The following is a 22,946-nucleotide window of genomic DNA, read 5'->3' as shown; positions in this document are numbered from 1 at the left end:
GGCCCGGGCCGGACGGCCGCCCCGTGGCAGGGGACCGCCCGGCCCGGGCGGGGCGGTCAGCGGACGTCGTAGGCCCGGGTGACGGTCTGCGTGACCGAGTTGTGGCGGGAGTCGGTGAGGGTGGTCCTCAACGTGACCTGGTCACCGGAGGCACCGGTGTGGTCGAGCAGGGCCGTCCACCTGCCGTGCTCCTGCCGGGTCGGCGCCTGGAACCAGGTGGTTCCTCCGTCGTAGGAGTACGACAGCGAGGCCGCGGTGAGGGCGCCCGGCGTGTACCCGGCGTGGCCCTCGGCCGACAGGCCGATCGTGACGTCGCTCCGCGCGGCCAGCGTGTTCATGCCGTCCACCGGCAGGTCGTACGCGGGGAAGAGGAGCGGCAGGCCGCGGGAGTAGACGTCCGGCTCCAGGCGGGAGCGGAAGCTCCAGCTGGTCGTGACACCGGTCGAGCGCAGCCAGTTCCGGTCCGAGCTCGGGATCTTGGACAGGTACTGGGTGAGCTCGTACGCGGAGTCCTCGGCCGGCACCGTGAACACGTCGTACGGGTAGGCGCTGCTGCCGATCAGCTCTCCGTCGCGCCTCAGCTCCAGGCGGCCGAGGTCGCCGAACGACCCGCCGGAGGACCAGTGGTCACCGGAGGAGTCGAGCCAGAGCGCGTCCTGGAAGCCCATCAGATCGCCCTGCCGCTCGGCGGCCAGCGCCGGCTTGCCGTCGGCGTCGCGCGGCGCCGCCGGCCGCAGCACCCCGCGGTACCACTCCTCCGCACGCCGCTCCCCGGGCCGGTACGTGCGGTCCCGGTCGCCCATGTACGCGGCGAACGGGAAGCTGGTCATCGCCCCGTGCGACCAGGCGTCGCCGCCGGTCGTGTAGTAGGCGGTGCGGGTCCCGGGCGCGTGGACCGGGTCGAACAGGCCCACGGTGATGCTGGTGCCGGGGTTCGCGGTGGGAACGAGGAACAGGCCGTCGGCGTAGTCGGCCTCCTTGCCGAGGGCGTACCACTTCTCGGTGACCTGGGCCAGCGCGGCGTCGTGCGGCCGGTAGACCTGTGCGGACCGCAGCGGGCCCTGGGTCGGGAACGAGAGGTTGTAGACGTAGGACGAGCCGTTCCCGGAACCGGTGGCGCGCCACGTGGGCCGGAACTCGAAGGTGCCGGTGCGGGCCCGCCCGTCGACGGCGGCGAAGAAGTCCCGCACGCCGCTGCCTGCCGTCAGCGAGCCGCTCAGCTGCCAGGTGTCGTCCCAGGTGCGGGAGTAGCTGAAGGTGGTGTGGGTCGGGGTCGAGGGGCGCTCGGTGCGCACGCTCAGCCGGTGCGCCAGCCGGGCGTCGAGGACGACGGTGGTGTCCCCGGTGATCCGCAGCTGGGGGCGCGCGAGGTAGCTGACCGACGCGGCCGCGTGGTCCGCGCCGTAGGTGCCGACGAACGCGGAGAGCGCGTAGTCGCCCGGCCGCACCCGGTACGTCTGCTCGGCCGCGCCCTGGTTGCCGCGGCGTTCGCCCTTGGCGGTGTCGAGGCTGACCAGGTCCACGGAGGACGCGCCCGTCGCGGGCAGGCCGTCGCGGTCGACCAGCTTGACGTGGAGGGTGACCGTCTCCGGCTGGACGTAGAGCGTGACCGGCACGGAGACGTGCACGGTGCCGCCGGTGGCCATGACGCGGCCGGTCACCGCGCCGTACTGGGCGGCCCGCAGACGGGCGGCGGGATCGATCCGCACCGGCACCCGGACCGTGGCCCCGGCCGGAACCGTCACCTCGTTCCGCTCCGGGGCGATGACGCCGGAGCGGACGTCGCTTCCGTCGTTGCCGTGCACGTCGGCGACCCTGAGGGCCAGGGTCACGTCGCGGGTGGCGGTGTTGGTGAAGGGCACCTGCACGGTGGTGCGGTCGGCGGTGTCCTGCGGCCAGTCGTAACTGCCGCCCTGGACGGCGGGAGCGGACAGCACCGTCTGGTGCACCGCCGCTGCCACGTCGAGGACCCCGGCCCCGGTCTGGTCGGCGCCCGCGACCGCGCCGCCGGTACGGGCGGAGGCGACGAGGGCGGCCTTGACCTGCTGCGCGGTCCAGTCGGGGTGGGCCTGGCGGACGACGGCCGCGGCCCCGGCGACGTGCGGGGTCGCCATGGACGTGCCGGACATCGTCCGGTACGCGTAGATGCCGCGCCCGCCCGCGCTGGCCGCCGAGATGTCCACGCCGGGCGCGGCGATCTCGGGCTTGAGGGTGTGGGTGACGGCCACCGGCCCGCGGCTGGAGAACGGCGCGGTGGTGTCGTCGGGGCCGACGGCGCCGACGGTCAGCACGCCGGGCGCGCAGCCGGGCGAGGAGACCGTCTCAGTGCCCGGACCGGAGTTGCCGGCGGCGACCACGAACAGGGTGTGCCGGTTCTGCGAGAGCTGCTCCGCGGCCTGGGCGAGCGGGTCGGAACAGTCACCGATCACGGGGTTGCCCAGGCTCATGGAGACGACGTCGGCCTGCTGGTCCACGGCCCACTGCATGCCCGCGATGATCCACGAGGTCTCGCCGGAGCCGCTGTCGTCCAGGACCTTGCCGATCAGCAGGGACGTGCCCGGGGCGACGCCCTTCTCGCGGCCGCCGCTGGCCGCACCGGAGCCGCCGACCGTGGAGGCGGTGTGCGTGCCGTGCCCCTGCCGGTCCTCGGTGTCGGCGGAGTCCGTGAAGTTCCTGGACGCGGCGATCCGGCCCACCAGGTCCGGGTGCCTGGCGTCCACGCCCGTGTCCAGCACGGCGACCTTGGTGCCGCTGCCGTCGTAGCCCTCGGCCCACGCCTGCGGCGCGCGGACCTGCCGGGTGGACTGCTCCAGCGTGGCCTCGACCTTGCCGTCCAGCCACAGCTTCTTCAGCGTGGTGGCCGAACGCGAGCGGGTGCCGGTGACGTCCTGCCAGAACGTGGCGGCGGTGGCCTTGGCGGTCCTGAGCGCGACGCCGTCCACGGCTGGCAGGCTCAGCCCCCGGGCGGCCCCGCGGGGGGCGGCGGGCGCGGCGGCCGCGACGTCCACCCCGGGCTGGTAGGTGGCGATGAGCGGCAGGCTGTCGGTGTGGGCGTCGTCGTAGCCCTGGCGGATGAGCCCGGTGACGTTGAACAGCTGTTCGTCGACCCTGCCCTCGGTGATCGCCCGGGTGGCGTCGTCGGGGTAGACGTAGAGGTCCTTGCCCAGCTGGAAGGTCTGCACGAGCGGCTGCGTACCGTCCGGGTGGGGCAGCACGGCCGCCGAGCTGCGGCCCGACGGGTCCGTGGTCACCACCACCTTGTCGCCGGTCACGAGGGTCACCGTGACCTGCTTGCCGCCCGTGGCCGCGGTGCCGGCGCCGATGACGGGGCGCTTCCCCGGAGCGCCGCCGGGCGGTGTTCCGGCCGCCCCGGACGGCGCTGCGGCGGTGAGGGCCAGAACGGCGGCGGTGGCCGCGCCCCAGCCCATGCGCGCTATCGGATGCATGGGTCTCCCTACTCGAATCCGTGAACATGCCAAGCTGGGGCTGCATCCTGGCAGGGATACGGATCACCGAGAGGGGCCCGCGCGTGGCGGGTCGGCCGCATGGCGGCACTCCGCCACGCCGCCACGTCCAGGGGCCTTCAGGGGCCTTCAGGGGCGTTCAGGCGGGACCACCGCGGATCGGGCCGCCGGCGGGAGGTCAGAGCCAGCCCGCCCGTGCGGCGTGGTAGCCGAGCTGGAGGCGCGACGCGCCGCCGGCGAGTTCCGTCAGCCGCCGCACCCGGCGTTCCACGGTGCGGATGGAGAGCCCGAGCTGGGCGGCCGCCCGCCGGTCGGAGACCCCGGCCAGCAGCAGGGCGAGGACCTCCAGCTCCTCCGCGGTCGGCCGCAGGCCGTCCTCCGGCTCCTCGCGCACCTCCCCGCCGGCCGTGAACATCGGCCGGGCGATGGCCCACTCCCGCTCGAAGAGATGGACCAGGGCGGTCAGCAGGCCGCTGCGGTGCAGCACGATCGCGCTCGGTTCGCCCCCGGAGTCCGTCGTGTCCAGCGGCACCATCGCGCGCTCCCGGTCCGAGACGACCATCTTCAGCGGCAGCGACTCCGCCATCCGCAGATCGAGACCCGCCCTGACGGCCTCGCGGACCTCCCGCACCATGTCGTGGCTGCCGAGGTACTCCCGGGCGGCCACGACCCGGAAGTCGACGCCGCGACGCAGCGCGGAACCCTCCGAGCCGTCGGTCTCCTCCCGCGGCACGGCGACGGGCGCGCCGACGAGGAAGACCAGCAGCTCCCGCTGGGCGCCGTGCTGCAGCTGGTGGAACCGGTGGGCGACCTGCTCCACGCCGACCACCACCTCCACCAGGCCGGCCGCGGTGTGCATGGCGGTGCCGCGGTACTGCTCGGCCACCTGCGCGTACGCCGTCTCCGCCTGGCTGAGGGCGTTGCGCTGCCGCACGAGTACCGGGGCGAGGGCCACCGACGGCGGCGTGAGCCGGTAGCGGGCCGGGGCCGGCCCGGCCTCGGGTCCGCCGCCCGCGCCCGGTGCGGCCGCCTCGGTCGCGACGGCCACCAGGCCGCGGCCCACCAGGTCGCGCACGATCCGCTCGGCCGCGGCCCGGTCGATCCCGGTCTGCCCGGCGAGGTCCTGCGCGGTGGCCGCCGGGCGGCTCAGCAGCGCCCGGTAGACCGCCTCCTCGTGCGATGCCAGCCCCAGCGCCTCCAGCATTCCGCCCCTCCCCGCGTCGGCCACCCGTGCCGGTGTTCGGCTCCGCCATCCTTCCCCCCTCTGCCCGGCCGCCGCACCCGTGCGGTCCGGCGGCGGGCGGGTGGGAGGGTGGGGCGGGACGCGCGGCGGACATAATGAAACGGTGCACGTTACGGAGAACGCCCCCCTCGCCCCGCTCACCACGTTCCGCGTGGGCGGGCCCGCCACCCGCCTGGTGACGGCCGGGACCGACGCGGAGCTGATCGAGGCCGTGCGGGAGGCGGACGCCCGCCGGGAGCCGGTCCTGCTGATCGGCGGCGGCAGCAACCTGCTGATCGCCGACGAGGGGTTCGCCGGGACCGCCGTGCGGATCGCCACGCGAGGCGTGGACATGGACGGGACGCGGCTGGAGCTCGCCGCGGGGGAGACGTGGTCGGACGCGGTCGCGGCCACCGTCCGCGAGGGGCTCGCCGGGATCGAGTGCCTGGCCGGCATCCCGGGATCGGCGGGTGCCACTCCGATCCAGAACGTCGGCGCGTACGGCCAGGAGGTGTCCAGCACCATCACCGAGGTCGTCGCCTACGACCGGCAGCTCGGCGAGACGGTGGTGCTGTCCAGCCAGGAGTGCGGCTTCGCCTACCGGCACAGCCGGTTCAAGGCCGACCCGGCGCGGCACGTGGTGCTGCGGGTGCGGTTCGCGCTGGAGGACGCGGGCGGGCTGTCCGCACCGGTGAAGTACCCGGAGACCGCCCGCGCCCTCGGCGTCGAGGCCGGGGACCGGGTGCCGCTGTCCAAGGCGCGGGAGACGGTGCTGGCGCTGCGCGCCGCCAAGGGCATGGTGCTGGCCGAGGGCGACCACGACACCTGGTCGGCGGGCTCGTTCTTCACCAACCCGGTGCTCGACGCCGGCCGGTACGCCGCGTTCCTGGAGCGGGCCCGCACCCGGCTGGGTGCGGACGCCGCCCCGCCCGCGTACCCGGACGGTACCGACCGCACGAAGCTGTCGGCCGCCTGGCTGATCGACAGGGCGGGGTTCGCCAAGGGATACGGCACCGGCCCGGCCCGGCTGTCCGGCAAGCACACGCTCGCCCTCACCAACCGCGGCGGCGCGACCGCCGAGGACCTGCTGGCGCTGGCCCGCGAGATCAGGGACGGCGTGCACGCCGCCTTCGGGGTGACCCTGGTCAACGAGCCGGTGACGGTCGGCGTGCGCCTCTGACCCGCCTCCGACCCCCGGGGCGGCGGCCGCCCCGGGGGTCGGCGGTCAGCCCGCCGGCGGCGCGGCCGAGGCGGGCCCGCCCGCGGGATCCGCCAGCCACGCGTCGATGTCCGCGAGCATCCGGTCCCTGATGTCCTGCGGCGCGCGGGAGGCCCGCACCGACTGGCGTGCCAGCTCGGCCAGTTCGGCGTCGCTGAAGCCGTGGGCCTCGCGGGCGATCCCGTACTGCGCGGCCAGCCGGGACCCGAACAGCAGCGGGTCGTCGGCGCCCAGCGCCATCGGCACGCCCGCCTCGAACATCACCCGAAGGGGGACGTCCTCGGCCTTGCCGTAGACGCCGAGGGCGACGTTGGAGGCCGGGCAGACCTCACAGGTGACGCCGGACTCCGCGAGCCGCCGCAGCAGCCGGGGGTCCTCCGCGGCCCGCACCCCGTGGCCCACCCGCTCCGCGTGCAGGTCGTCCAGGCAGTCGCGGACGCTGGAGGGCCCGGACAGCTCGCCGCCGTGCGGTGCGGCCAGCAGGCCGCCGTGCCGGGCGATGGCGAAGGCGCGGTCGAAGTCCCGTGCCAGGCCCCGGCGTTCGTCGTTGGACAGGCCGAAGCCGACCACGCCGCGGTCGGCGTAGCGGACGGCGAGCCGGGCCAGCGTGCGGGCGTCCAGCGGGTGCTTCATGCGGTTCGCGGCGATCACCACGGCCATCCCGAGCCCGGTGTCACGGGACGCGGTGTGCACGGCGTCCAGGATGATCTCGATGGTCGGGATCAGGCCGCCGAGCCGCGGCGCGTACGAGGTCGGGTCGACCTGGATCTCCAGCCAGCCGGAGCCGTCCGCGACGTCCTCCTCCGCGGCCTCGCGCACCAGCCGCTGGATGTCCTCCGGCGTGCGCAGGCACGAGCGGGCGATGTCGTAGAGCCGCTGGAAGCGGAACCAGCCGCGTTCGTCGGTGGCGCTGAGCTTGGGCGGCTCGCCCGACGTCAGCGCCTCCGGCAGATGGACCCCGTGGAGGTCGGCCAGCTCCAGCAGGGTGTCCGGGCGCATCGACCCGGTGAAGTGCAGGTGCAGATGTGCTTTGGGAAGGCGCCGGACGTCCCGGGCCGTAGGTGCCTCGCGTTCCATCCCAAGATCCTGCTCCACGACGGCCCCCGCCCGGAACCGTTTTCTCCGAACGGGGGCTCGCCCGAAAAGGGAAGCGGGCCGCGCGGTCAGTCCGAGGCCTCGCCGAGCAGCTTCTGCAGCCGGGAGACACCCTCGACCAGGTCCTCGTCGCCCAGGGCGTAGGACAGCCGCAGGTAGCCGGGCGTGCCGAAGGCCTCGCCGGGCACCACCGCGACCTCGGCCTCGTCGAGGATGAGCGCCGCCAGCTCGCTGGAGGTGGCCGGGCGCTTGCCGCGGATCTCCTTGCCGAGCAGCGCCTTCACCGACGGGTAGGCGTAGAACGCGCCCTCGGGGACCGGGCAGATCACGCCGTCGATCTCGTTGAGCATCCGCACGATGGTCTGCCGGCGGCGGTCGAAGGCGGCGCGCATCTCGGCGACGGCCTCCAGGTCGCCGGTGACCGCGGCGAGCGCGGCGGCCTGGGCGACGTTGGAGACGTTGGAGGTGGCGTGCGACTGCAGGTTCGTCGCGGCCTTGACCACGTCCTTCGGGCCGACGATCCACCCGACGCGCCAGCCGGTCATGGCGTACGTCTTGGCCACGCCGTTGACGACGATGCACTTGTCGCGGAGCTCGGGCACGATCGCCGGCAGCGAGGTGAACGTCGCGTCGCCGTAGACCAGGTGCTCGTAGATCTCGTCGGTCAGCACCCACAGGCCGTGCTCGACCGCCCAGCGGCCGATCGCCTCGGAGTCGGCCTCGCTGTAGACGGCGCCGGTCGGGTTGGACGGCGACACGAACAGCACGACCTTGGTGCGCTCGGTGCGGGCCGCCTCCAGCTGCGCGACGGACACCCGGTAACCGGTGGTCTCGTCCGCGACGACCTCGACGGGCACGCCGCCGGCCAGCCGGATCGACTCCGGGTAGGTGGTCCAGTACGGCGCCGGCACGATGACCTCGTCGCCCGGGTCGAGGATCGCGGCGAACGCCTCGTAGATGGCCTGCTTGCCGCCGTTGGTGACCAGTACCTGGGAGGCGTCGACCTCGTAGCCGGAGTCGCGGAGCGTCTTGGCGGCGATCGCGGCCTTCAGCTCCGGCAGACCGCCGGCCGGGGTGTAGCGGTGGTACTTGGGGATGCGGCACGCCTCGACCGCGGCCTCGACGATGTAGTCGGGCGTCGGGAAGTCGGGCTCGCCGGCGCCGAAGCCGATGACCGGGCGCCCGGCGGCCTTGAGGGCCTTGGCCTTGGCGTCCACGGCGAGGGTCGCGGACTCGGAGATCGACCCGACGCGGGCGGAGACACGCCGCTGGGTCGGTCCGGAGGCCGGCGGTTGTGCGGGGCTGGCTGCGGGAGTAGCTGCGCTCATGCCTGCATCGTCCCAGACCTGACGGACCCCTGGCACGGGAGTTGACCGACCTGGTGGCACCTCGTTCGAGGTGATCGCGAGCAAGGCGTTCGACCTGGAGCCGCTGAACACGTACACTCATCCGTCGATGGCCCTCACGGCTTCCGCGCTGCGGTACTTTGGGGGAGTCGAAGGGTCGTAGCTCAATTGGTAGAGCACTGGTCTCCAAAACCAGCGGTTGGGGGTTCAAGTCCCTCCGGCCCTGCTCCACACGTCCAGGACATGGGCGTGGGCAGGATAAGCACTCGCCGTACCGCGCGACGGGCGCGGCATGGCCACGACCGGAGTCAGGTGAGGACGAGTGACTGAAATCACGGACTCCATCGATGTCCCTGAGCCTGGCACGACTCAGGATGACCAGGAGACCGACAAGAAGGCCCGCCGCGGAGGTAAGCGCGGTAAGAAGGGCCCGCTCGGCCGCCTTGCTCTCTTCTACCGCCAGATCATCGCGGAGCTCCGCAAGGTCGTCTGGCCGAGCCGCAACGACCTGATGACGTACACCACTGTGGTGATTGTCTTCGTTGTGGTCATCATCGCCTTCGTCAGCGTGGTTGACTGGGGATTCTCGAAGCTCGTCTCGTACGTCTTCGGCTGATCCCCGCGGGGGGCGCCCATCGTTCTGGCCGTCCGCCCGTACGAACCACCCCTTGAAGTCAGGAAGAAGCAGTCACCGTGTCTGACCCGAACGTGTACGACGGCGCCGCCACCGACGAGTCTGCCGAAGGCGACGACACCGCCCTGGACGCGGCCACCACCGCGGACACCGAGGCGGAGACCGCCGAGCACGACGAGGCCGAGGAGGCGGCGGAAGCCGCCGAGCACGACGCGGACGCCGCCGACGCGGACTCCGAAGACGAGGCCGAGGCCGACGCGGACTCCGAAGACGCCGCCGAAGAGGCCGAGTCCGACGACGAGAACGCCGAGGACGCGGGTGACGGCGAGGTCGCCGAGCCGGTCGACGCGGTGGCCGCGTTCCGCGAGGAGCTCCGCACCCTGCCCGGCGAGTGGTACGTGATCCACACCTACGCCGGCTACGAGAACCGCGTGAAGTCCAACCTGGAGCAGCGCGCCGTCTCGCTCAACGTCGAGGACTACATCTACCAGGCCGAAGTGCCCCAGGAAGAAGTCGTCCAGATCAAGAACGGCGACCGCAAGACGATCCGCCAGAACAAGCTCCCCGGCTACGTGCTGGTGCGCATGGACCTGACGAACGAGTCGTGGGGCGTCGTCCGCAACACCCCGGGTGTCACCGGCTTCGTCGGCAACGCGTACGACCCGTACCCGCTGACGCTGGACGAGATCGTCAAGATGCTCGCCCCCGAGGTCGAGGCCGCCGCCGAGGCCGCGGCGATCGCCGAGGGCACCGCCCAGCCCCGCAAGGTCGAGGTCCAGGTCCTGGACTTCGAGGTCGGCGACTCGGTCACCGTCACCGACGGCCCCTTCGCCACCCTCCAGGCCACGATCAACGAGATCAACCCCGACTCCAAGAAGGTCAAGGGCCTCGTCGAGATCTTCGGCCGCGAGACCCCGGTCGAGCTCAGCTTCGACCAGATCCAGAAGAACTAGGTCTGCTCCCGCTCCACCGGAGCCCCCGCCCGCAGGTTCCCTGCCGGTCGGGGGCTCTGTCGTTCGCCCGTCGGCAGATCGAGCCGCGGCGGGGTCGGCGTCGCATGGAGAGGGGTGCCAGAGGGCCGGCGGTGCCGGGGCTGGCACCCCTCTTCAGTGCGGGTGGCGCTGGTCAGGCCTTGGAGTTGAACACGGGGTAGTAGCCGGAGGAGTGGCCGGTCGCGGTCGGGTGGTAGGACTCCCAGCTGGGGGAGATGACGAGCGAGTGCAGGTAGTCGTCGCCCGAGCAGAGCTCGTGGCCCTTGAAGGTGGTCCGGACGTCGCCGAAGACGAAGCCGTGGGAGGCCGCCACGGAGGCCGTGGTGGTGTCGATCAGGTCCGCCGCCTCGTCGATCTTCTGGTGCTTGGTGGCGCTCATGCCGATGCAGAAGACGTTGAGGGTGTACATGTCCGGGTAGCCCAGCACCACGACCTTGGCGTTGGGCGCCTTCGCGCGGATCGCGTTGTAGACCGCGTCCAGCCGGCCCGGCAGGGTGCTCCGGACGTAGCTCTCGGCGGTGTTGACGCGGTTGACGCAGTCGCTGTCCGAGCCCGTCACGCAGGTGGTCATGACGTCGGAGAAGCCCGCGTCGTTGCCGCCGATGGTGAGGGACACCAGGCCGGTGGACGCGTTGAGCGGGCCGAGCTGGCTGTTGGTCACGTCCGTGGTCACCGCGCCGGAACACGCGGTGTCACTGAACGAGGAGGGCGCGTGCGCGTTCTTCCACAGGTAGGGGTACGCGCTGAAGCTGCGGTGGCAGTTGCCGCTCGCGCTGTCGTAGTTCCCCGCGCCGTTGCCGGCCGAGTACGAGTCCCCCAGCGCCACGTAGGCGGGGCCGGCCGCGTTGGCCGGACCCGCGGCGACCACGCCGAACACGACGGCGAGGACCAGGGTGGCGAAGGCTGCTAACGACTTGGTCAGTCTCACGGAACCTCCATGGCAGGAAAGCTGGCTACCACTTGGTAGCAAGCGGAACCCGACCATGGGAAGTGTTCATGTCAAAGATTCTTCCCGCGTAGACAAGACGTTCATTAGGAGCATCGGGCGCTACCCGTTATCGTGGTGCGGTATGCCTGCTCGCAGGTATGGAAACTCTCAACAAGACCCGGAGAGAGAGCAATGCCTCCCAAGAAGAAGAAGGTCACGGGGCTGATCAAGCTCCAGATCAACGCTGGTGCGGCCAACCCGGCCCCGCCGGTCGGCCCCGCGCTGGGCCAGCACGGCGTGAACATCATGGAGTTCTGCAAGGCCTACAACGCGGCCACCGAGTCGCAGCGCGGCATGGTGATCCCGGTGGAGATCACGGTCTACGAGGACCGTACCTTCACGTTCATCACCAAGACCCCGCCGGCCGCGAAGCTCATCCTGAAGGCCGCGGGCGTGGACAAGGGCTCCGGCGAGCCCCACAAGACCAAGGTCGCGAAGCTGACGCGCGACCAGGTCCGGGAGATCGCCACCACCAAGCTCCCCGACCTCAACGCCAACGACCTGGACGCCGCGGAGAAGATCATCGCGGGTACGGCTCGTTCCATGGGCATCACGGTCGAGGGCTGACGTCCGAGCTCGCGCAGTGGCCGGCCGAGGAACGAGGCCGTCCGCGGAGCGAGTGAGCAGGAAGCCCGAGCGAAAGAAGCCAGGGCTGACGTCCGAGCTCGCGCAGTGGCCGGCCGAGGAACGAGGCCGTCCGCGGAGCGAGTGAGCAGGAAGCCCGAGCGAAGAGAAGCCCGGGCTGACGTCCTCACCCCGTAGACCAAGCACGCAGTGGCAGGGCCTGCTCGGCCCCACACCACGACTCCAGAGAAACGTAGGAGCAGCAGTGAGCAAGCGCAGCAAGTCTCTCCGCGCTGCGGACGCCAAGATCGACCGGGAGCGCCTGTACGGGCCCCTGGAGGCCGTCCGTCTCGCCAAGGAGACGTCCAGCACCAAGTTCGACTCGACCGTCGAGGTCGCCTTCCGCCTGGGTGTCGACCCGCGCAAGGCCGACCAGATGGTTCGTGGCACCGTGAACCTCCCGCACGGCACCGGCAAGACCGCCCGGGTCCTGGTCTTCGCGACCGGTGACCGTGCCGCGGCCGCGGAAGCCGCGGGAGCCGACATCGTCGGCTCCGACGAACTGATCGACGAGGTGGCGAAGGGCCGGCTGGACTTCGACGCCGTCGTCGCCACCCCGGACCTCATGGGCAAGGTCGGCCGCCTGGGCCGCGTGCTCGGTCCCCGTGGCCTGATGCCGAACCCGAAGACCGGCACCGTGACGCCCGACGTGGCGAAGGCGGTCACGGAGATCAAGGGCGGCAAGATCGAGTTCCGCGTCGACAAGCACTCGAACCTGCACTTCATCATCGGCAAGGTGTCGTTCGACGACACGCAGCTGGTGGAGAACTACGCGGCGGCCCTGGAGGAGATCCTCCGTCTGAAGCCGTCCGCGGCCAAGGGCCGGTACGTCAAGAAGGCGGCGGTGTCCACCACCATGGGCCCCGGCATCCTGGTCGACCCCAACCGCACCCGCAACCTCCTCGTCGAGGAGGACCCGGCGTCCGTCTGACGCCAAGGGTTCGCAGCGTTCCAGCGGCGCCCCGCCCCCGGTCACACCGGGGGCGGGGCGCCGTCGCGTTGTGCGGCGCGTGCGGTACTGTGCCGCTGCTCCGGGTGGCAGTGGGCCTCCCACGCGTTGGGGGGGAACCCATGCGTACCGTCAAGGCCGCCGCGTCCGTCGCGGCGGCCGCCGCCGTCCTGCTGTCCCTGTCCGCCTGCGGGCCGCTGGGCGCCGTGGCCTCGGCCGCCGGCGGGAACTCCGCGGCGCAGGCCGTCAAGGCGCTGGACGTGGCGCAGAAGCGGACCAGCGAGGTCCACACCGCGACCGTCGAGAGCACCGAGTCGTTCGGCGGCACCGTGTCGATGACCATGACCGGCTCGTACGACTGGTCGCACGGCGTCAACGCGGCGATGACCGTGCACGTCACCGGCGGGCAGGCCGCGTCGGCGCTGCGGCAGCGGAGCGTGCCGGACACGGAGCAGGTGCGGTTCCTGCCGGACGCGTTCTTCGTGCGGTTCGACGCACCGGAGGTCACCTCGCTGATGCACGGCAGGCACTGGCTCCGCTACGGCTGGGGCGACCTGCCCGGCGCGCAGGGCGCGAGCAGCGCGTACCTCAGGAGCCTGGCCGAGAACGCGGATCCGGTGCAGTCGGTGGCGTCGGTGCTCGCGTCCCGGGACCTGCGGAAGGCCGGGGTCGAGTCCGTGCGCGGGGTGACGGCCACGCACTACGCGGGCACCCTCGACACGGCGCGGCTCGCGGACCGGCTGCCCGGGGTGAGCGCGGCCGTCCGGGCCCGGCTCAAGCAGCGGCTGGCCGCCCAGGGGGCGACGGCCGAGTCGGTCGACCTGTGGGTGTCGAAGGACGGTCTGCCCGTCAAGGTGGTGACCCGGGTGACGACGAAGGCCGGCGTCATGAGCAGCACCGTCTACTACGCGCACTTCGGTACCGCCGTGCGCGTGACGGCGCCGCCGGCGTCGGACACGGCGGACTTCGCCGAGGTGGCCCGGCAGGCGACCCCCGCGACGTCCTGACGCACCCGGGCCGCCGGCCCTCCGGGGGCGATTTGCTCCGCGGGGGGCCGGTCCCGTACGCTCTCGGAGAAGCCAAAGACCGCAGGTTGTCGTCGTGCCCGCAAGGGTGGGACGGCCGAAGGATCCGCTGAACGCGGACGGCCCGCGCAGGTGACGTTGGATCGTACTCCGGGAGCGTTCGCGAGCCCGTCGAGTCACGCCCCGTGCGCCTGCGCCGGGGCGTTCGTCGTTCGAAGTCCCCTCCTTCACAGCCGGGCGGTCCGCAATCACCCGGAAGGAGGCCGAGACTCATGGCGAGGCCTGACAAGGCTGCCTCGGTTGCCGAGTTGACGGACCAGTTCCGCTCCTCGAACGCCGCTGTGCTGACCGAGTACCGCGGTCTCACCGTGGCGCAGCTCAAGACGCTGCGCCGTTCGCTCGGTGAGAACGCCACGTACGCCGTGGTGAAGAACACGCTGACCAAGATCGCGGCCAACGAGGCCGGGATCAGCTCGCTCGACGACCTGTTCGCGGGTCCGTCGGCCGTCGCCTTCGTCACCGGTGACCCGGTGGAGGCGGCGAAGGGTCTGCGCGACTTCGCCAAGGAGAACCCCGCTCTCGTCATCAAGGGCGGTGTCCTTGACGGCAAGGCGCTGTCCGCCGACGAGATCAAGAAGCTTGCGGACCTCGAGTCCCGCGAGGTTCTGCTCGCCAAGCTGGCGGGCGCCCTGAAGGGCAAGCAGTCCCAGGCTGCCGCGCTCTTCCAGGCGCTTCCGTCGAAGTTCGTCCGCACCGCGGACGCGCTTCGCGCCAAGAAGGCCGAGCAGGGCGGTGCCGAGTAATTCGGCTCGCACTCTGACCACCGCCTGACCTAGCAGGCAGCGGTCACCGCGGGCCGACTGCCCGCCGACATGTACATACGGCACCAGCCGAAATTAGTGGAAGGACCGCCACCATGGCGAAGCTCAGCCAGGACGACCTGCTCGCGCAGTTCGAGGAGATGACCCTCATCGAGCTCTCCGAGTTCGTGAAGGCGTTCGAGGACAAGTTCGACGTCACCGCCGCCGTCGCCGCCGCCGCCGCCCCGGCCGCGGGTGGCGCGGGTGCCGCCGCCGAGGCCGTCGAGGAGCAGGACGAGTTCGACGTCATCCTCACCGGCGCCGGCGAGAAGAAGATCCAGGTCATCAAGGTCGTGCGCGAGCTGACCTCCCTGGGTCTGAAGGAGGCCAAGGACCTCGTGGACGGCGCCCCGAAGCCCGTCCTGGAGAAGGCCAACAAGGAGGCCGCGAACAAGGCGAAGGAGGCGCTCGAGGGCGCCGGCGCCTCGGTCGAGGTCAAGTAACACCTCTGGGGAGCGCCTGCTCCACCCGCCCGAGGGCGGCCACCCGATCGGGTGGCCGCCCTCGGGCGTTTTCGATCTCCGGTACGGCAGGGCCTTGACGTACGGCACGCATCGCGCAATTCTCAGGACGCGCCGCCGTGCAGGCCGGTCACGGCCGCGGGTGGCGCGGGCAGCACGGCAGGCAGCAGGCACGCAGTACGGCAGACAGCACGCCGGCCGCAGGTCCGCCCGGATCCCGCAGCTTCTCTCACGGGTCGCATGCATGGATCGGCGGAGATGCGGGAATGCATGGCAATGCAGCGAGACGAGTGCGGATCCGGGTCCCGTTCCGAGGGGGATCCGGCGCCGCGAGACGGGCGAGGGGGCGACGATTCGGTACTCCGAATCTCAGCTCTGGACATCAGTGGGCCAAGTGGCTACACTGACCCTTTGCGCTGCCTGTTAGCTGCTGCCTGGCCCGTCACCAGCGGCATGCCCATATCTGAGTACCGCCGAGGACGCCCTCCATCAGGGCTTTTCCCGGATGGCTCAGGGGCGGACCGGTATGCGCGTAGTGAGTCCGAGCCCTCGGAAGGACCCCCTCTTGGCCGCCTCGCGCAACGCCTCGACTGCCAACTCGAACAACGGCGCAAGCACCGCACCGCTGCGCATCTCTTTCGCGAAGATCCGTGAACCGCTCGAAGTTCCGAACCTCCTCGCGCTCCAGACCGAGAGCTTTGACTGGCTGCTCGGCAACGCCGCGTGGAAGGCCCGGGTCGAGGCGGCCCTGGAAAGTGGGCAGGACGTCCCCAGGAAGTCCGGTCTGGAGGAGATCTTCGAGGAGATCTCCCCGATCGAGGACTTCTCCGGGTCGATGTCGCTCACGTTCCGTGACCACCGCTTCGAGCCTCCGAAGAACTCGCTGGACGAGTGCAAGGAGCGCGACTTCACCTACGGCGCGCCGCTCTTCGTCACCGCCGAGTTCACCAACAACGAGACCGGTGAGATCAAGTCCCAGACCGTCTTCATGGGTGACTTCCCCCTGATGACGAGCAAGGGCACCTTCTGCATCAACGGCACCGAGCGTGTCGTCGTGTCGCAGCTGGTCCGCTCGCCGGGTGTCTACTTCGACAGCCAGATCGACAAGACGTCCGACAAGGACATCTTCTCCGCCAAGATCATCCCGTCCCGGGGTGCCTGGCTGGAGATGGAGATCGACAAGCGCGACATGGTCGGTGTCCGCATCGACCGCAAGCGCAAGCAGTCGGTCACGGTCCTGCTCAAGGCGCTCGGCTGGAGCACCGAGCAGATCCTCGAGGAGTTCGGCGAGTACGAGTCGATGCGCGCCACCCTGGAGAAGGACCACACCCAGGGCCAGGACGACGCGCTGCTCGACATCTACCGCAAGCTGCGTCCGGGCGAGCCGCCGACCAAGGAGGCCGCGCAGACGCTGCTGGAGAACCTGTACTTCAACCCGAAGCGCTACGACCTGGCCAAGGTCGGCCGCTACAAGGTCAACAAGAAGCTCGGCGCGGACGAGCCGCTGGACGCCGGCGTGCTCACCACCGAGGACATCCTCGCCACCATCAAGTACCTGGTGAAGCTGCACGCCGGTGAGACCGAGACGGTCGGCGCCTCCGGCCGCTCGATCATGGTCGAGGTCGACGACATCGACCACTTCGGCAACCGCCGCATCCGCAACGTCGGCGAGCTGATCCAGAACCAGGTCCGCACGGGTCTGGCCCGTATGGAGCGGGTCGTGCGCGAGCGCATGACCACCCAGGACGTCGAGGCGATCACGCCGCAGACCCTGATCAACATCCGGCCGGTCGTCGCCTCCATCAAGGAGTTCTTCGGCACCAGCCAGCTGTCGCAGTTCATGGACCAGACGAACCCGCTGTCGGGCCTGACCCACAAGCGCCGTCTGAACGCGCTCGGCCCCGGTGGCCTGTCCCGTGAGCGGGCCGGCTTCGAGGTCCGTGACGTGCACCCCTCGCACTACGGCCGCATGTGCCCGATCGAGACGCCGGAAGGCCCGAACATCGGTCTGATCGGCTCGCTGGCCTCCTACGGCCGGGTCAACGCGTTCGGCTTCATCGAGACGCCGTACCGCAAGGTCGTCGACGGTGTCGTCACCGACGACGTCGACTACCTGACCGCCGACGAGGAGGACCGCTTCGTCATCGCGCAGGCCAACGCGCCGCTGACCGACGACCTGCGGTTCGCCGAGTCCCGCGTGCTGGTCCGCCGCCGCGGCGGCGAGATCGACTACATCCCCGGCGACGACGTCGACTACATGGACGTCTCGCCGCGCCAGATGGTGTCGGTCGCGACCGCCATGATCCCGTTCCTCGAGCACGACGACGCCAACCGCGCCCTGATGGGCGCGAACATGATGCGCCAGGCCGTGCCGCTGATCAAGGCCGAGGCGCCGCTGGTCGGCACCGGCATGGAGTACCGCTGCGCGGTCGACGCCGGCGACGTGATCAAGGCCGAGAAGGACGGTGTGGTCCAGGAGGTCTCCGCGGACTACGTCACCGTCACCAACGACGACGGCACGTACACCACGTACCGGATCGCCAAGTTCTCCCGCTCCAACCAGGGCACCTCCTTCAACCAGAAGGTGCAGGTGGACGAGGGCGCCCGCGTCATCGCCGGCCAGGTGCTGGCCGACGGCCCCTCCACCGAGGAAGGGGAGATGGCGCTCGGCAAGAACCTGCTCGTCGCGTTCATGCCGTGGGAGGGCCACAACTACGAGGACGCGATCATCCTCTCCCAGCGTCTGGTGCAGGACGACGTCCTCTCCTCGATCCACATCGAGGAGCACGAGGTCGACGCCCGTGACACCAAGCTGGGCCCCGAGGAGATCACCCGGGACATCCCGAACGTCTCCGAGGAGGTCCTCGCCGACCTCGACGAGCGCGGCATCATCCGGATCGGCGCCGACGTGGTCGCCGGCGACATCCTGGTCGGCAAGGTCACCCCGAAGGGCGAGACCGAGCTGACCCCGGAGGAGCGCCTGCTGCGCGCGATCTTCGGCGAGAAGGCCCGTGAGGTCCGCGACACCTCGCTGAAGGTGCCGCACGGCGAGACCGGCAAGGTCATCGGCGTGCGCGTCTTCGACCGCGAGGAGGGCGACGAGCTGCCGCCCGGCGTCAACCAGCTGGTGCGCGTCTACGTGGCGCAGAAGCGCAAGATCACGGACGGCGACAAGCTGGCCGGCCGCCACGGCAACAAGGGCGTCATCTCCAAGATCCTGCCGGTCGAGGACATGCCGTTCCTGGAGGACGGCACCCCGGTCGACATCATCCTCAACCCGCTCGGCGTCCCGTCCCGCATGAACCCGGGACAGGTGCTGGAGATCCACCTCGGCTGGCTGGCCAAGCAGGGCTGGGACGTCTCCGGCATCGGCGAGGAGTGGGCGCGCCGCCTGCAGGCGATCGACGCCGACCAGGTGGCCGCGGACACCAACGTGGCCACCCCGGTCTTCGACGGTGCCCGCGAGGACGAGATCGCCGGCCTCTTCGAGTCCACGATCCCCAACCGCGACGGCGACCGCCTGGTGCTGCCGTCCGGCAAGGCGCGGATGTTCGACGGCCGCTCCGGCGAGCCGTTCCCGGACCCGATCTCGGTCGGGTACATGTACATCCTCAAGCTGCACCACCTGGTGGACGACAAGCTGCACGCCCGGTCCACCGGCCCGTACTCGATGATCACCCAGCAGCCGCTGGGTGGTAAGGCACAGTTCGGCGGGCAGCGCTTCGGCGAGATGGAGGTGTGGGCGCTGGAGGCGTACGGCGCCGCATACGCGCTCCAGGAACTGCTGACCATCAAGTCCGACGACGTCCTCGGCCGCGTGAAGGTGTACGAGGCGATCGTCAAGGGCGAGAACATCCCCGAGCCCGGCATCCCCGAGTCCTTCAAGGTGCTCATCAAGGAGATGCAGTCCCTGTGCCTCAACGTGGAGGTGCTGTCCTCGGACGGCATGTCCATCGAGATGCGGGACACCGACGAGGACGTGTTCCGCGCCGCGGAAGAGCTCGGAATCGACCTGTCCCGGCGCGAGCCGAGCAGCGTCGAAGAGGTCTGACGGGTACCGCCGGGGGGCCTGGACATCCAGGCCCCCGGCGGCCCCCACGACCCGTTCAGACCATTTGAGAATCAACCCTGAGAGGGATTGACGACACAGTGCTCGACGTCAACTTCTTCGACGAGCTGCGGATCGGCCTGGCCACCGCGGACGACATCCGGACCTGGTCTCACGGCGAAGTCAAGAAGCCGGAGACGATCAACTACCGCACCCTCAAGCCGGAAAAGGACGGGCTCTTCTGCGAGAAGATCTTCGGCCCCACCCGGGACTGGGAGTGCTACTGCGGCAAGTACAAGCGTGTCCGCTTCAAGGGCATCATCTGTGAGCGGTGCGGTGTCGAGGTGACCCGCGCCAAGGTGCGCCGTGAGCGGATGGGCCACATCGAGCTGGCCGCCCCGGTCACGCACATCTGGTACTTCAAGGGCGTTCCGTCGCGCCTCGGCTACCTGCTCGACCTCGCCCCGAAGGACCTGGAGAAGGTCATCTACTTCGCGGCGTACATGATCACGTGGGTGGACGACGAGCGCCGCACCCGTGACCTGCCGTCGCTGGAGGCCCAGGTCTCCGTCGAGCGCCAGCAGATCGAGCAGCGCCGTGACGCCGACGTCGAGGGCCGCCAGAAGAAGCTCGAGGCGGACCTGGGCGAGCTGGAGAACGAGGGCGCCAAGGCCGACGTGCGCCGCAAGGTGCGCGAGGGCGCCGAGCGCGAGATGAAGCAGCTGCGCGACCGTGCCCAGCGCGAGCTGGACCGGCTCGACGAGGTGTGGGCCCGCTTCAAGAACCTCAAGGTCCAGGACCTGGAGGGCGACGAGCTGCTCTACCGCGAGCTGCGGGACCGCTTCGGCACGTACTTCCAGGGCTCGATGGGTGCCGCGGCGCTGCAGAAGCGCCTGGAGTCCTTCGACCTGGACGAGGAGGCCGAGCGCCTCCGCGAGATCATCCGCACCGGCAAGGGCCAGAAGAAGACCCGTGCGCTCAAGCGCCTCAAGGTCGTCTCCGCCTTCCTGCAGACCACCAACAAGCCCAACGGCATGGTGCTGGACTGCGTCCCGGTGATCCCGCCGGACCTGCGTCCGATGGTGCAGCTGGACGGTGGCCGCTTCGCGACCTCCGACCTGAACGACCTGTACCGCCGCGTCATCAACCGCAACAACCGCCTGAAGCGGCTTCTCGACCTCGGCGCGCCCGAGATCATCGTGAACAACGAGAAGCGCATGCTCCAGGAGGCCGTGGACGCGCTCTTCGACAACGGCCGCCGCGGCCGCCCGGTGACGGGCCCCGGCAACCGTCCGCTGAAGTCGCTGTCCGACATGCTCAAGGGCAAGCAGGGCCGGTTCCGCCAGAACCTGCTCGGCAAGCGCGTCGACTACTCCGCCCGTTCGGTGATCGTCGTCGGCCCGCAGCTCAAGCTGCACCAGTGCGGCCTGCCGAAGGCCATGGCGCTGGAGCTCTTCAAGCCGTTCGTGATGAAGCGCCTGGTGGACCTGAACCACGCGCAGAACATCAAGTCGGCCAAGCGCATGGTCGAGCGCGGCCGCACGGTCGTGTACGACGTGCTGGAAGAGGTCATCGCCGAGCACCCGGTGCTGCTGAACCGTGCGCCGACGCTGCACCGCCTGGGCATCCAGGCCTTCGAGCCGCAGCTGGTCGAGGGCAAGGCCATCCAGATCCACCCGCTCGTCTGCACCGCGTTCAACGCGGACTTCGACGGTGACCAGATGGCCGTGCACCTGCCGCTGTCCGCGGAGGCGCAGGCCGAGGCCCGCATCCTGATGCTGTCCTCGAACAACATCCTCAAGCCGGCCGACGGCCGTCCGGTCACCATGCCGACCCAGGACATGGTGCTCGGCCTGTTCTTCCTGACCACGGACTCCGAGGAGCGCGAGGTCAAGGGTGAGGGCCGCGCGTTCGGGTCCGCCGCCGAGGCGATCATGGCGTTCGACAACCGTGAGCTGTCGATGCAGGCGCCGATCGACATCCGCTTCCCGGTGGGCACCGTCCCGCCGCGTGGCTGGATGCCGCCGGAGCCCGGTGAGGGCGAGGAGCCGTACCAGCTGGGCGACAGCTTCCGCCTGCGGACGACCCTGGGCCGCGCGCTCTTCAACGAGCTGCTGCCCGAGGACTACCCGTTCGTGGACTACGCGGTCGGCAAGAAGCAGCTCTCCGAGATCGTCAACGACCTCGCCGAGCGGTACCCGAAGGTCATCGTGGCGGCGACGCTCGACAACCTGAAGGCGGCCGGCTTCCACTGGGCGACCCGGTCCGGCGTGACCGTGGCCATCTCCGACGTCGTGGTGCCCGAGGCGAAGAAGGGCATCATCGCCTCCTACGAGGCGCAGGACGAGAAGGTCCAGAAGCAGTACGAGCGCGGTCTGATCACCAAGCAGGAGCGGTCGGACGAGCTCATCAGCATCTGGACCAAGGCGACCAACGAGGTTGCCGCGGCGATGAACGCCAACTTCCCGAAGACCAACCCGATCTTCATGATGGTCGACTCGGGCGCCCGCGGAAACATGATGCAGATGCGTCAGATCGCGGGTATGCGCGGCCTGGTCTCGAACGCCAAGAACGAGACCATCCCGCGTCCGATCAAGGCGTCCTTCCGTGAGGGCCTGTCCGTGCTGGAGTACTTCATCTCCACGCACGGTGCCCGTAAGGGTCTGGCCGACACCGCCCTGCGTACCGCCGACTCGGGTTACCTGACCCGTCGTCTGGTGGACGTCTCGCAGGACGTGATCATCCGTGAGGAGGACTGCGGCACCGAGCGCGGTCTGAAGCTGCGGATCGCGGAGCGGGCCGAGGACGGCTCGCTGCGCAAGGCCGAGGACGTCGAGACCAGCGTGTACGCGCGGATGCTCGCCGAGGACGTCGTGGTGGACGGCAAGGTCATCGCGCCCGCCAACGTCGACCTGGGCGACGTGCTGATCGAGCAGCTGATCCAGCACGGTGTCGAGGAGGTCAAGACCCGCTCGATCCTCACCTGCGAGTCGGCCGTCGGCACCTGCGCCTACTGCTACGGCCGTTCGCTGGCCACCGGCAAGCTGGTGGACATCGGCGAGGCCGTCGGCATCATCGCGGCCCAGTCGATCGGTGAGCCGGGTACCCAGCTGACCATGCGTACCTTCCACACCGGCGGTGTCGCCGGTGAGGACATCACGCAGGGTCTGCCGCGTGTCGTCGAGCTCTTCGAGGCCCGTGTCCCCAAGGGTGTCGCCCCGATCTCCGAGGCGGCCGGCCGGGTGCGGATCGAGGAGACCGAGAAGACCAAGAAGATGGTCGTCACCCCGGACGACGGTGCCGAGGAGATCGCCTACCCGATCTCCAAGCGTGTCCGTCTGCTGGTGGGCGAGGGCGACCACGTCGAGGTCGGCGAGAAGCTGACCGTGGGTGCCACCAACCCGCACGACGTGCTGCGCATCCTGGGCCAGCGTCAGGTGCAGATCCACCTGGTGCAGGAAGTGCAGAAGGTCTACAACTCGCAGGGTGTGTCGATCCACGACAAGCACATCGAGATCATCATCCGGCAGATGCTGCGCCGAGTGACGATCATCGAGTCGGGCGACGCGGAGCTGCTGCCCGGCGAGCTGGTCGAGCGCGGCCGGTTCGAGACCGAGAACCGGCGTGTGGTGTCCGAGGGTGGTCACCCGGCTTCGGGTCGTCCGCAGCTGATGGGTATCACCAAGGCGTCGCTGGCCACCGAGTCGTGGCTGTCGGCGGCCTCCTTCCAGGAGACGACCAGGGTGCTGACGGACGCGGCGATCCACGCCAAGTCCGACTCGCTGCTGGGCCTGAAGGAGAACGTCATCATCGGCAAGCTGATCCCGGCCGGTACGGGCCTGTCCCGCTACCGCAACATCCGGGTGGAGCCGACCGAGGAGGCCAAGGCCGCGATGTACTCGGCCGTCGGCTACGACGACATCGACTACAGCCCGTTCGGCACGGGCTCCGGTCAGGCGGTGCCGCTGGAGGACTACGACTACGGCCCGTACAACGGCTGAGTCCCTCCGGTGAGGACC

15 protein-coding genes and 1 tRNA gene are annotated in these 22,946 nt (G+C 70.4%); 11 read left to right on the top strand and 5 right to left on the bottom strand.

Features of this window, described 5'->3' with window-relative positions; genetic code table 11:
* Positions 1–56: 56 nt before the first annotated feature.
* Together BMW99_RS18825 and BMW99_RS18820 are read right to left on the bottom strand one after the other, a co-directional pair.
* The gene (locus tag BMW99_RS18825) at positions 57–3,446 is read right to left on the bottom strand and encodes a S8 family serine peptidase (RefSeq protein WP_075017191.1); all 3,390 of its coding nucleotides are present in this window, start codon (positions 3,444–3,446) and stop codon (positions 57–59) included.
* A gap of 196 nt (positions 3,447–3,642) precedes the next feature.
* Positions 3,643–4,668 (bottom strand): helix-turn-helix domain-containing protein, encoded by a 1,026-nt coding sequence (locus BMW99_RS18820; RefSeq protein WP_075017190.1) that lies wholly within the window; start codon positions 4,666–4,668, stop codon positions 3,643–3,645.
* A 142-nt stretch (positions 4,669–4,810) separates the two neighbouring features.
* Here BMW99_RS18820 and BMW99_RS18815 point away from each other — a divergent pair, with 142 nt between their 5' ends.
* On the top strand, positions 4,811–5,866 hold the full coding sequence (locus BMW99_RS18815) for a UDP-N-acetylmuramate dehydrogenase (protein WP_075017189.1): 1,056 nt from the start codon (positions 4,811–4,813) through the stop codon (positions 5,864–5,866).
* A 45-nt stretch (positions 5,867–5,911) separates the two neighbouring features.
* Here BMW99_RS18815 and BMW99_RS18810 read toward each other — a convergent pair whose 3' ends face one another.
* Positions 5,912–6,982, bottom strand: coding sequence for an adenosine deaminase (locus BMW99_RS18810; RefSeq protein WP_069462616.1), 1,071 nt, complete (start codon positions 6,980–6,982; stop codon positions 5,912–5,914).
* 86 nt (positions 6,983–7,068) lie between these two features.
* Positions 7,069–8,328: a pyridoxal phosphate-dependent aminotransferase gene (locus BMW99_RS18805; protein ID WP_069462615.1), complete on the bottom strand. Its 1,260-nt coding sequence runs from the start codon at positions 8,326–8,328 to the stop codon at positions 7,069–7,071.
* Between the two features lie 171 nt (positions 8,329–8,499).
* On the opposite strand from BMW99_RS18805, the gene BMW99_RS18800 reads away from it, so the two are divergent.
* The 3 genes from BMW99_RS18800 to nusG all read left to right on the top strand — a co-directional run bounded on the left by BMW99_RS18800 (position 8,500) and on the right by nusG (position 9,933).
* Positions 8,500–8,572, top strand: a tRNA-Trp gene (locus BMW99_RS18800).
* 96 nt (positions 8,573–8,668) lie between these two features.
* Positions 8,669–8,962 (top strand): preprotein translocase subunit SecE, encoded by a 294-nt coding sequence (secE, locus tag BMW99_RS18795; RefSeq protein ID WP_069462614.1) that lies wholly within the window; start codon positions 8,669–8,671, stop codon positions 8,960–8,962.
* Positions 8,963–9,039: 77 nt separating this feature from the next.
* Positions 9,040–9,933, top strand: coding sequence for a transcription termination/antitermination protein NusG (gene nusG, locus BMW99_RS18790; protein ID WP_069462613.1), 894 nt, complete (start codon positions 9,040–9,042; stop codon positions 9,931–9,933).
* A gap of 172 nt (positions 9,934–10,105) precedes the next feature.
* Here nusG and BMW99_RS18785 read toward each other — a convergent pair whose 3' ends face one another.
* Positions 10,106–10,900: an SGNH/GDSL hydrolase family protein gene (locus BMW99_RS18785; RefSeq protein WP_069462612.1), complete on the bottom strand. Its 795-nt coding sequence runs from the start codon at positions 10,898–10,900 to the stop codon at positions 10,106–10,108.
* A 192-nt stretch (positions 10,901–11,092) separates the two neighbouring features.
* Here BMW99_RS18785 and rplK point away from each other — a divergent pair, with 192 nt between their 5' ends.
* The 7 genes from rplK (at position 11,093) to BMW99_RS18750 (ending at position 22,928) form a co-directional block, all read left to right on the top strand.
* On the top strand, positions 11,093–11,527 hold the full coding sequence (gene rplK, locus BMW99_RS18780; RefSeq protein WP_069462611.1) for a 50S ribosomal protein L11: 435 nt from the start codon (positions 11,093–11,095) through the stop codon (positions 11,525–11,527).
* Positions 11,528–11,789: 262 nt separating this feature from the next.
* On the top strand, positions 11,790–12,515 hold the full coding sequence (gene rplA / locus BMW99_RS18775; protein ID WP_069462610.1) for a 50S ribosomal protein L1: 726 nt from the start codon (positions 11,790–11,792) through the stop codon (positions 12,513–12,515).
* 140 nt (positions 12,516–12,655) lie between these two features.
* Positions 12,656–13,540: a LolA-like protein gene (locus BMW99_RS18770; RefSeq protein WP_069462609.1), complete on the top strand. Its 885-nt coding sequence runs from the start codon at positions 12,656–12,658 to the stop codon at positions 13,538–13,540.
* Between the two features lie 290 nt (positions 13,541–13,830).
* Positions 13,831–14,361 carry a 50S ribosomal protein L10 gene (gene rplJ, locus BMW99_RS18765; protein ID WP_069462608.1) on the top strand — a complete coding sequence of 177 codons (531 nt, stop codon included), beginning with the start codon at positions 13,831–13,833 and terminating at the stop codon, positions 14,359–14,361.
* Positions 14,362–14,474: 113 nt separating this feature from the next.
* Entirely contained in the window at positions 14,475–14,861 is a 387-nt protein-coding gene (rplL, locus tag BMW99_RS18760) for a 50S ribosomal protein L7/L12 (RefSeq protein ID WP_069462607.1), read from the top strand.
* A 583-nt stretch (positions 14,862–15,444) separates the two neighbouring features.
* Positions 15,445–18,930, top strand: a complete 3,486-nt coding sequence (gene rpoB / locus BMW99_RS18755; protein ID WP_069462606.1) for a DNA-directed RNA polymerase subunit beta — start codon at positions 15,445–15,447, stop codon at positions 18,928–18,930.
* Positions 18,931–19,028: 98 nt separating this feature from the next.
* Positions 19,029–22,928 (top strand): DNA-directed RNA polymerase subunit beta', encoded by a 3,900-nt coding sequence (locus BMW99_RS18750; RefSeq protein WP_069462605.1) that lies wholly within the window; start codon positions 19,029–19,031, stop codon positions 22,926–22,928.
* Positions 22,929–22,946 lie beyond the last annotated feature (18 nt).

It is taken from the genome of Actinacidiphila rubida, assembly GCF_900110255.1.
Classification (GTDB): domain Bacteria; phylum Actinomycetota; class Actinomycetes; order Streptomycetales; family Streptomycetaceae; genus Actinacidiphila; species Actinacidiphila rubida.
The sequence above is the reverse complement of the archived record's forward strand: the minus strand, read 5'-3'. Positions and strand labels throughout refer to the sequence as shown.

Excerpts from the sequence above, each read along its gene's own strand:
- BMW99_RS18825 (WP_075017191.1), bottom strand. The coding sequence starts at position 3,446 with ATGCATCCGATAGCGCGCATGGGCTGGGGCGCGGCCACCGCCGCCGTT.
- BMW99_RS18820 (WP_075017190.1), bottom strand. The coding sequence starts at position 4,668 with ATGCTGGAGGCGCTGGGGCTGGCATCGCACGAGGAGGCGGTCTACCGG.
- BMW99_RS18810 (WP_069462616.1), bottom strand. The coding sequence starts at position 6,982 with ATGGAACGCGAGGCACCTACGGCCCGGGACGTCCGGCGCCTTCCCAAA.
- BMW99_RS18805 (WP_069462615.1), bottom strand. The coding sequence starts at position 8,328 with ATGAGCGCAGCTACTCCCGCAGCCAGCCCCGCACAACCGCCGGCCTCC.
- rplK (WP_069462611.1), top strand. The coding sequence starts at position 11,093 with ATGCCTCCCAAGAAGAAGAAGGTCACGGGGCTGATCAAGCTCCAGATC.
- BMW99_RS18770 (WP_069462609.1), top strand. The coding sequence starts at position 12,656 with ATGCGTACCGTCAAGGCCGCCGCGTCCGTCGCGGCGGCCGCCGCCGTC.
- rplJ (WP_069462608.1), top strand. The coding sequence starts at position 13,831 with ATGGCGAGGCCTGACAAGGCTGCCTCGGTTGCCGAGTTGACGGACCAG.
- rplL (WP_069462607.1), top strand. The coding sequence starts at position 14,475 with ATGGCGAAGCTCAGCCAGGACGACCTGCTCGCGCAGTTCGAGGAGATG.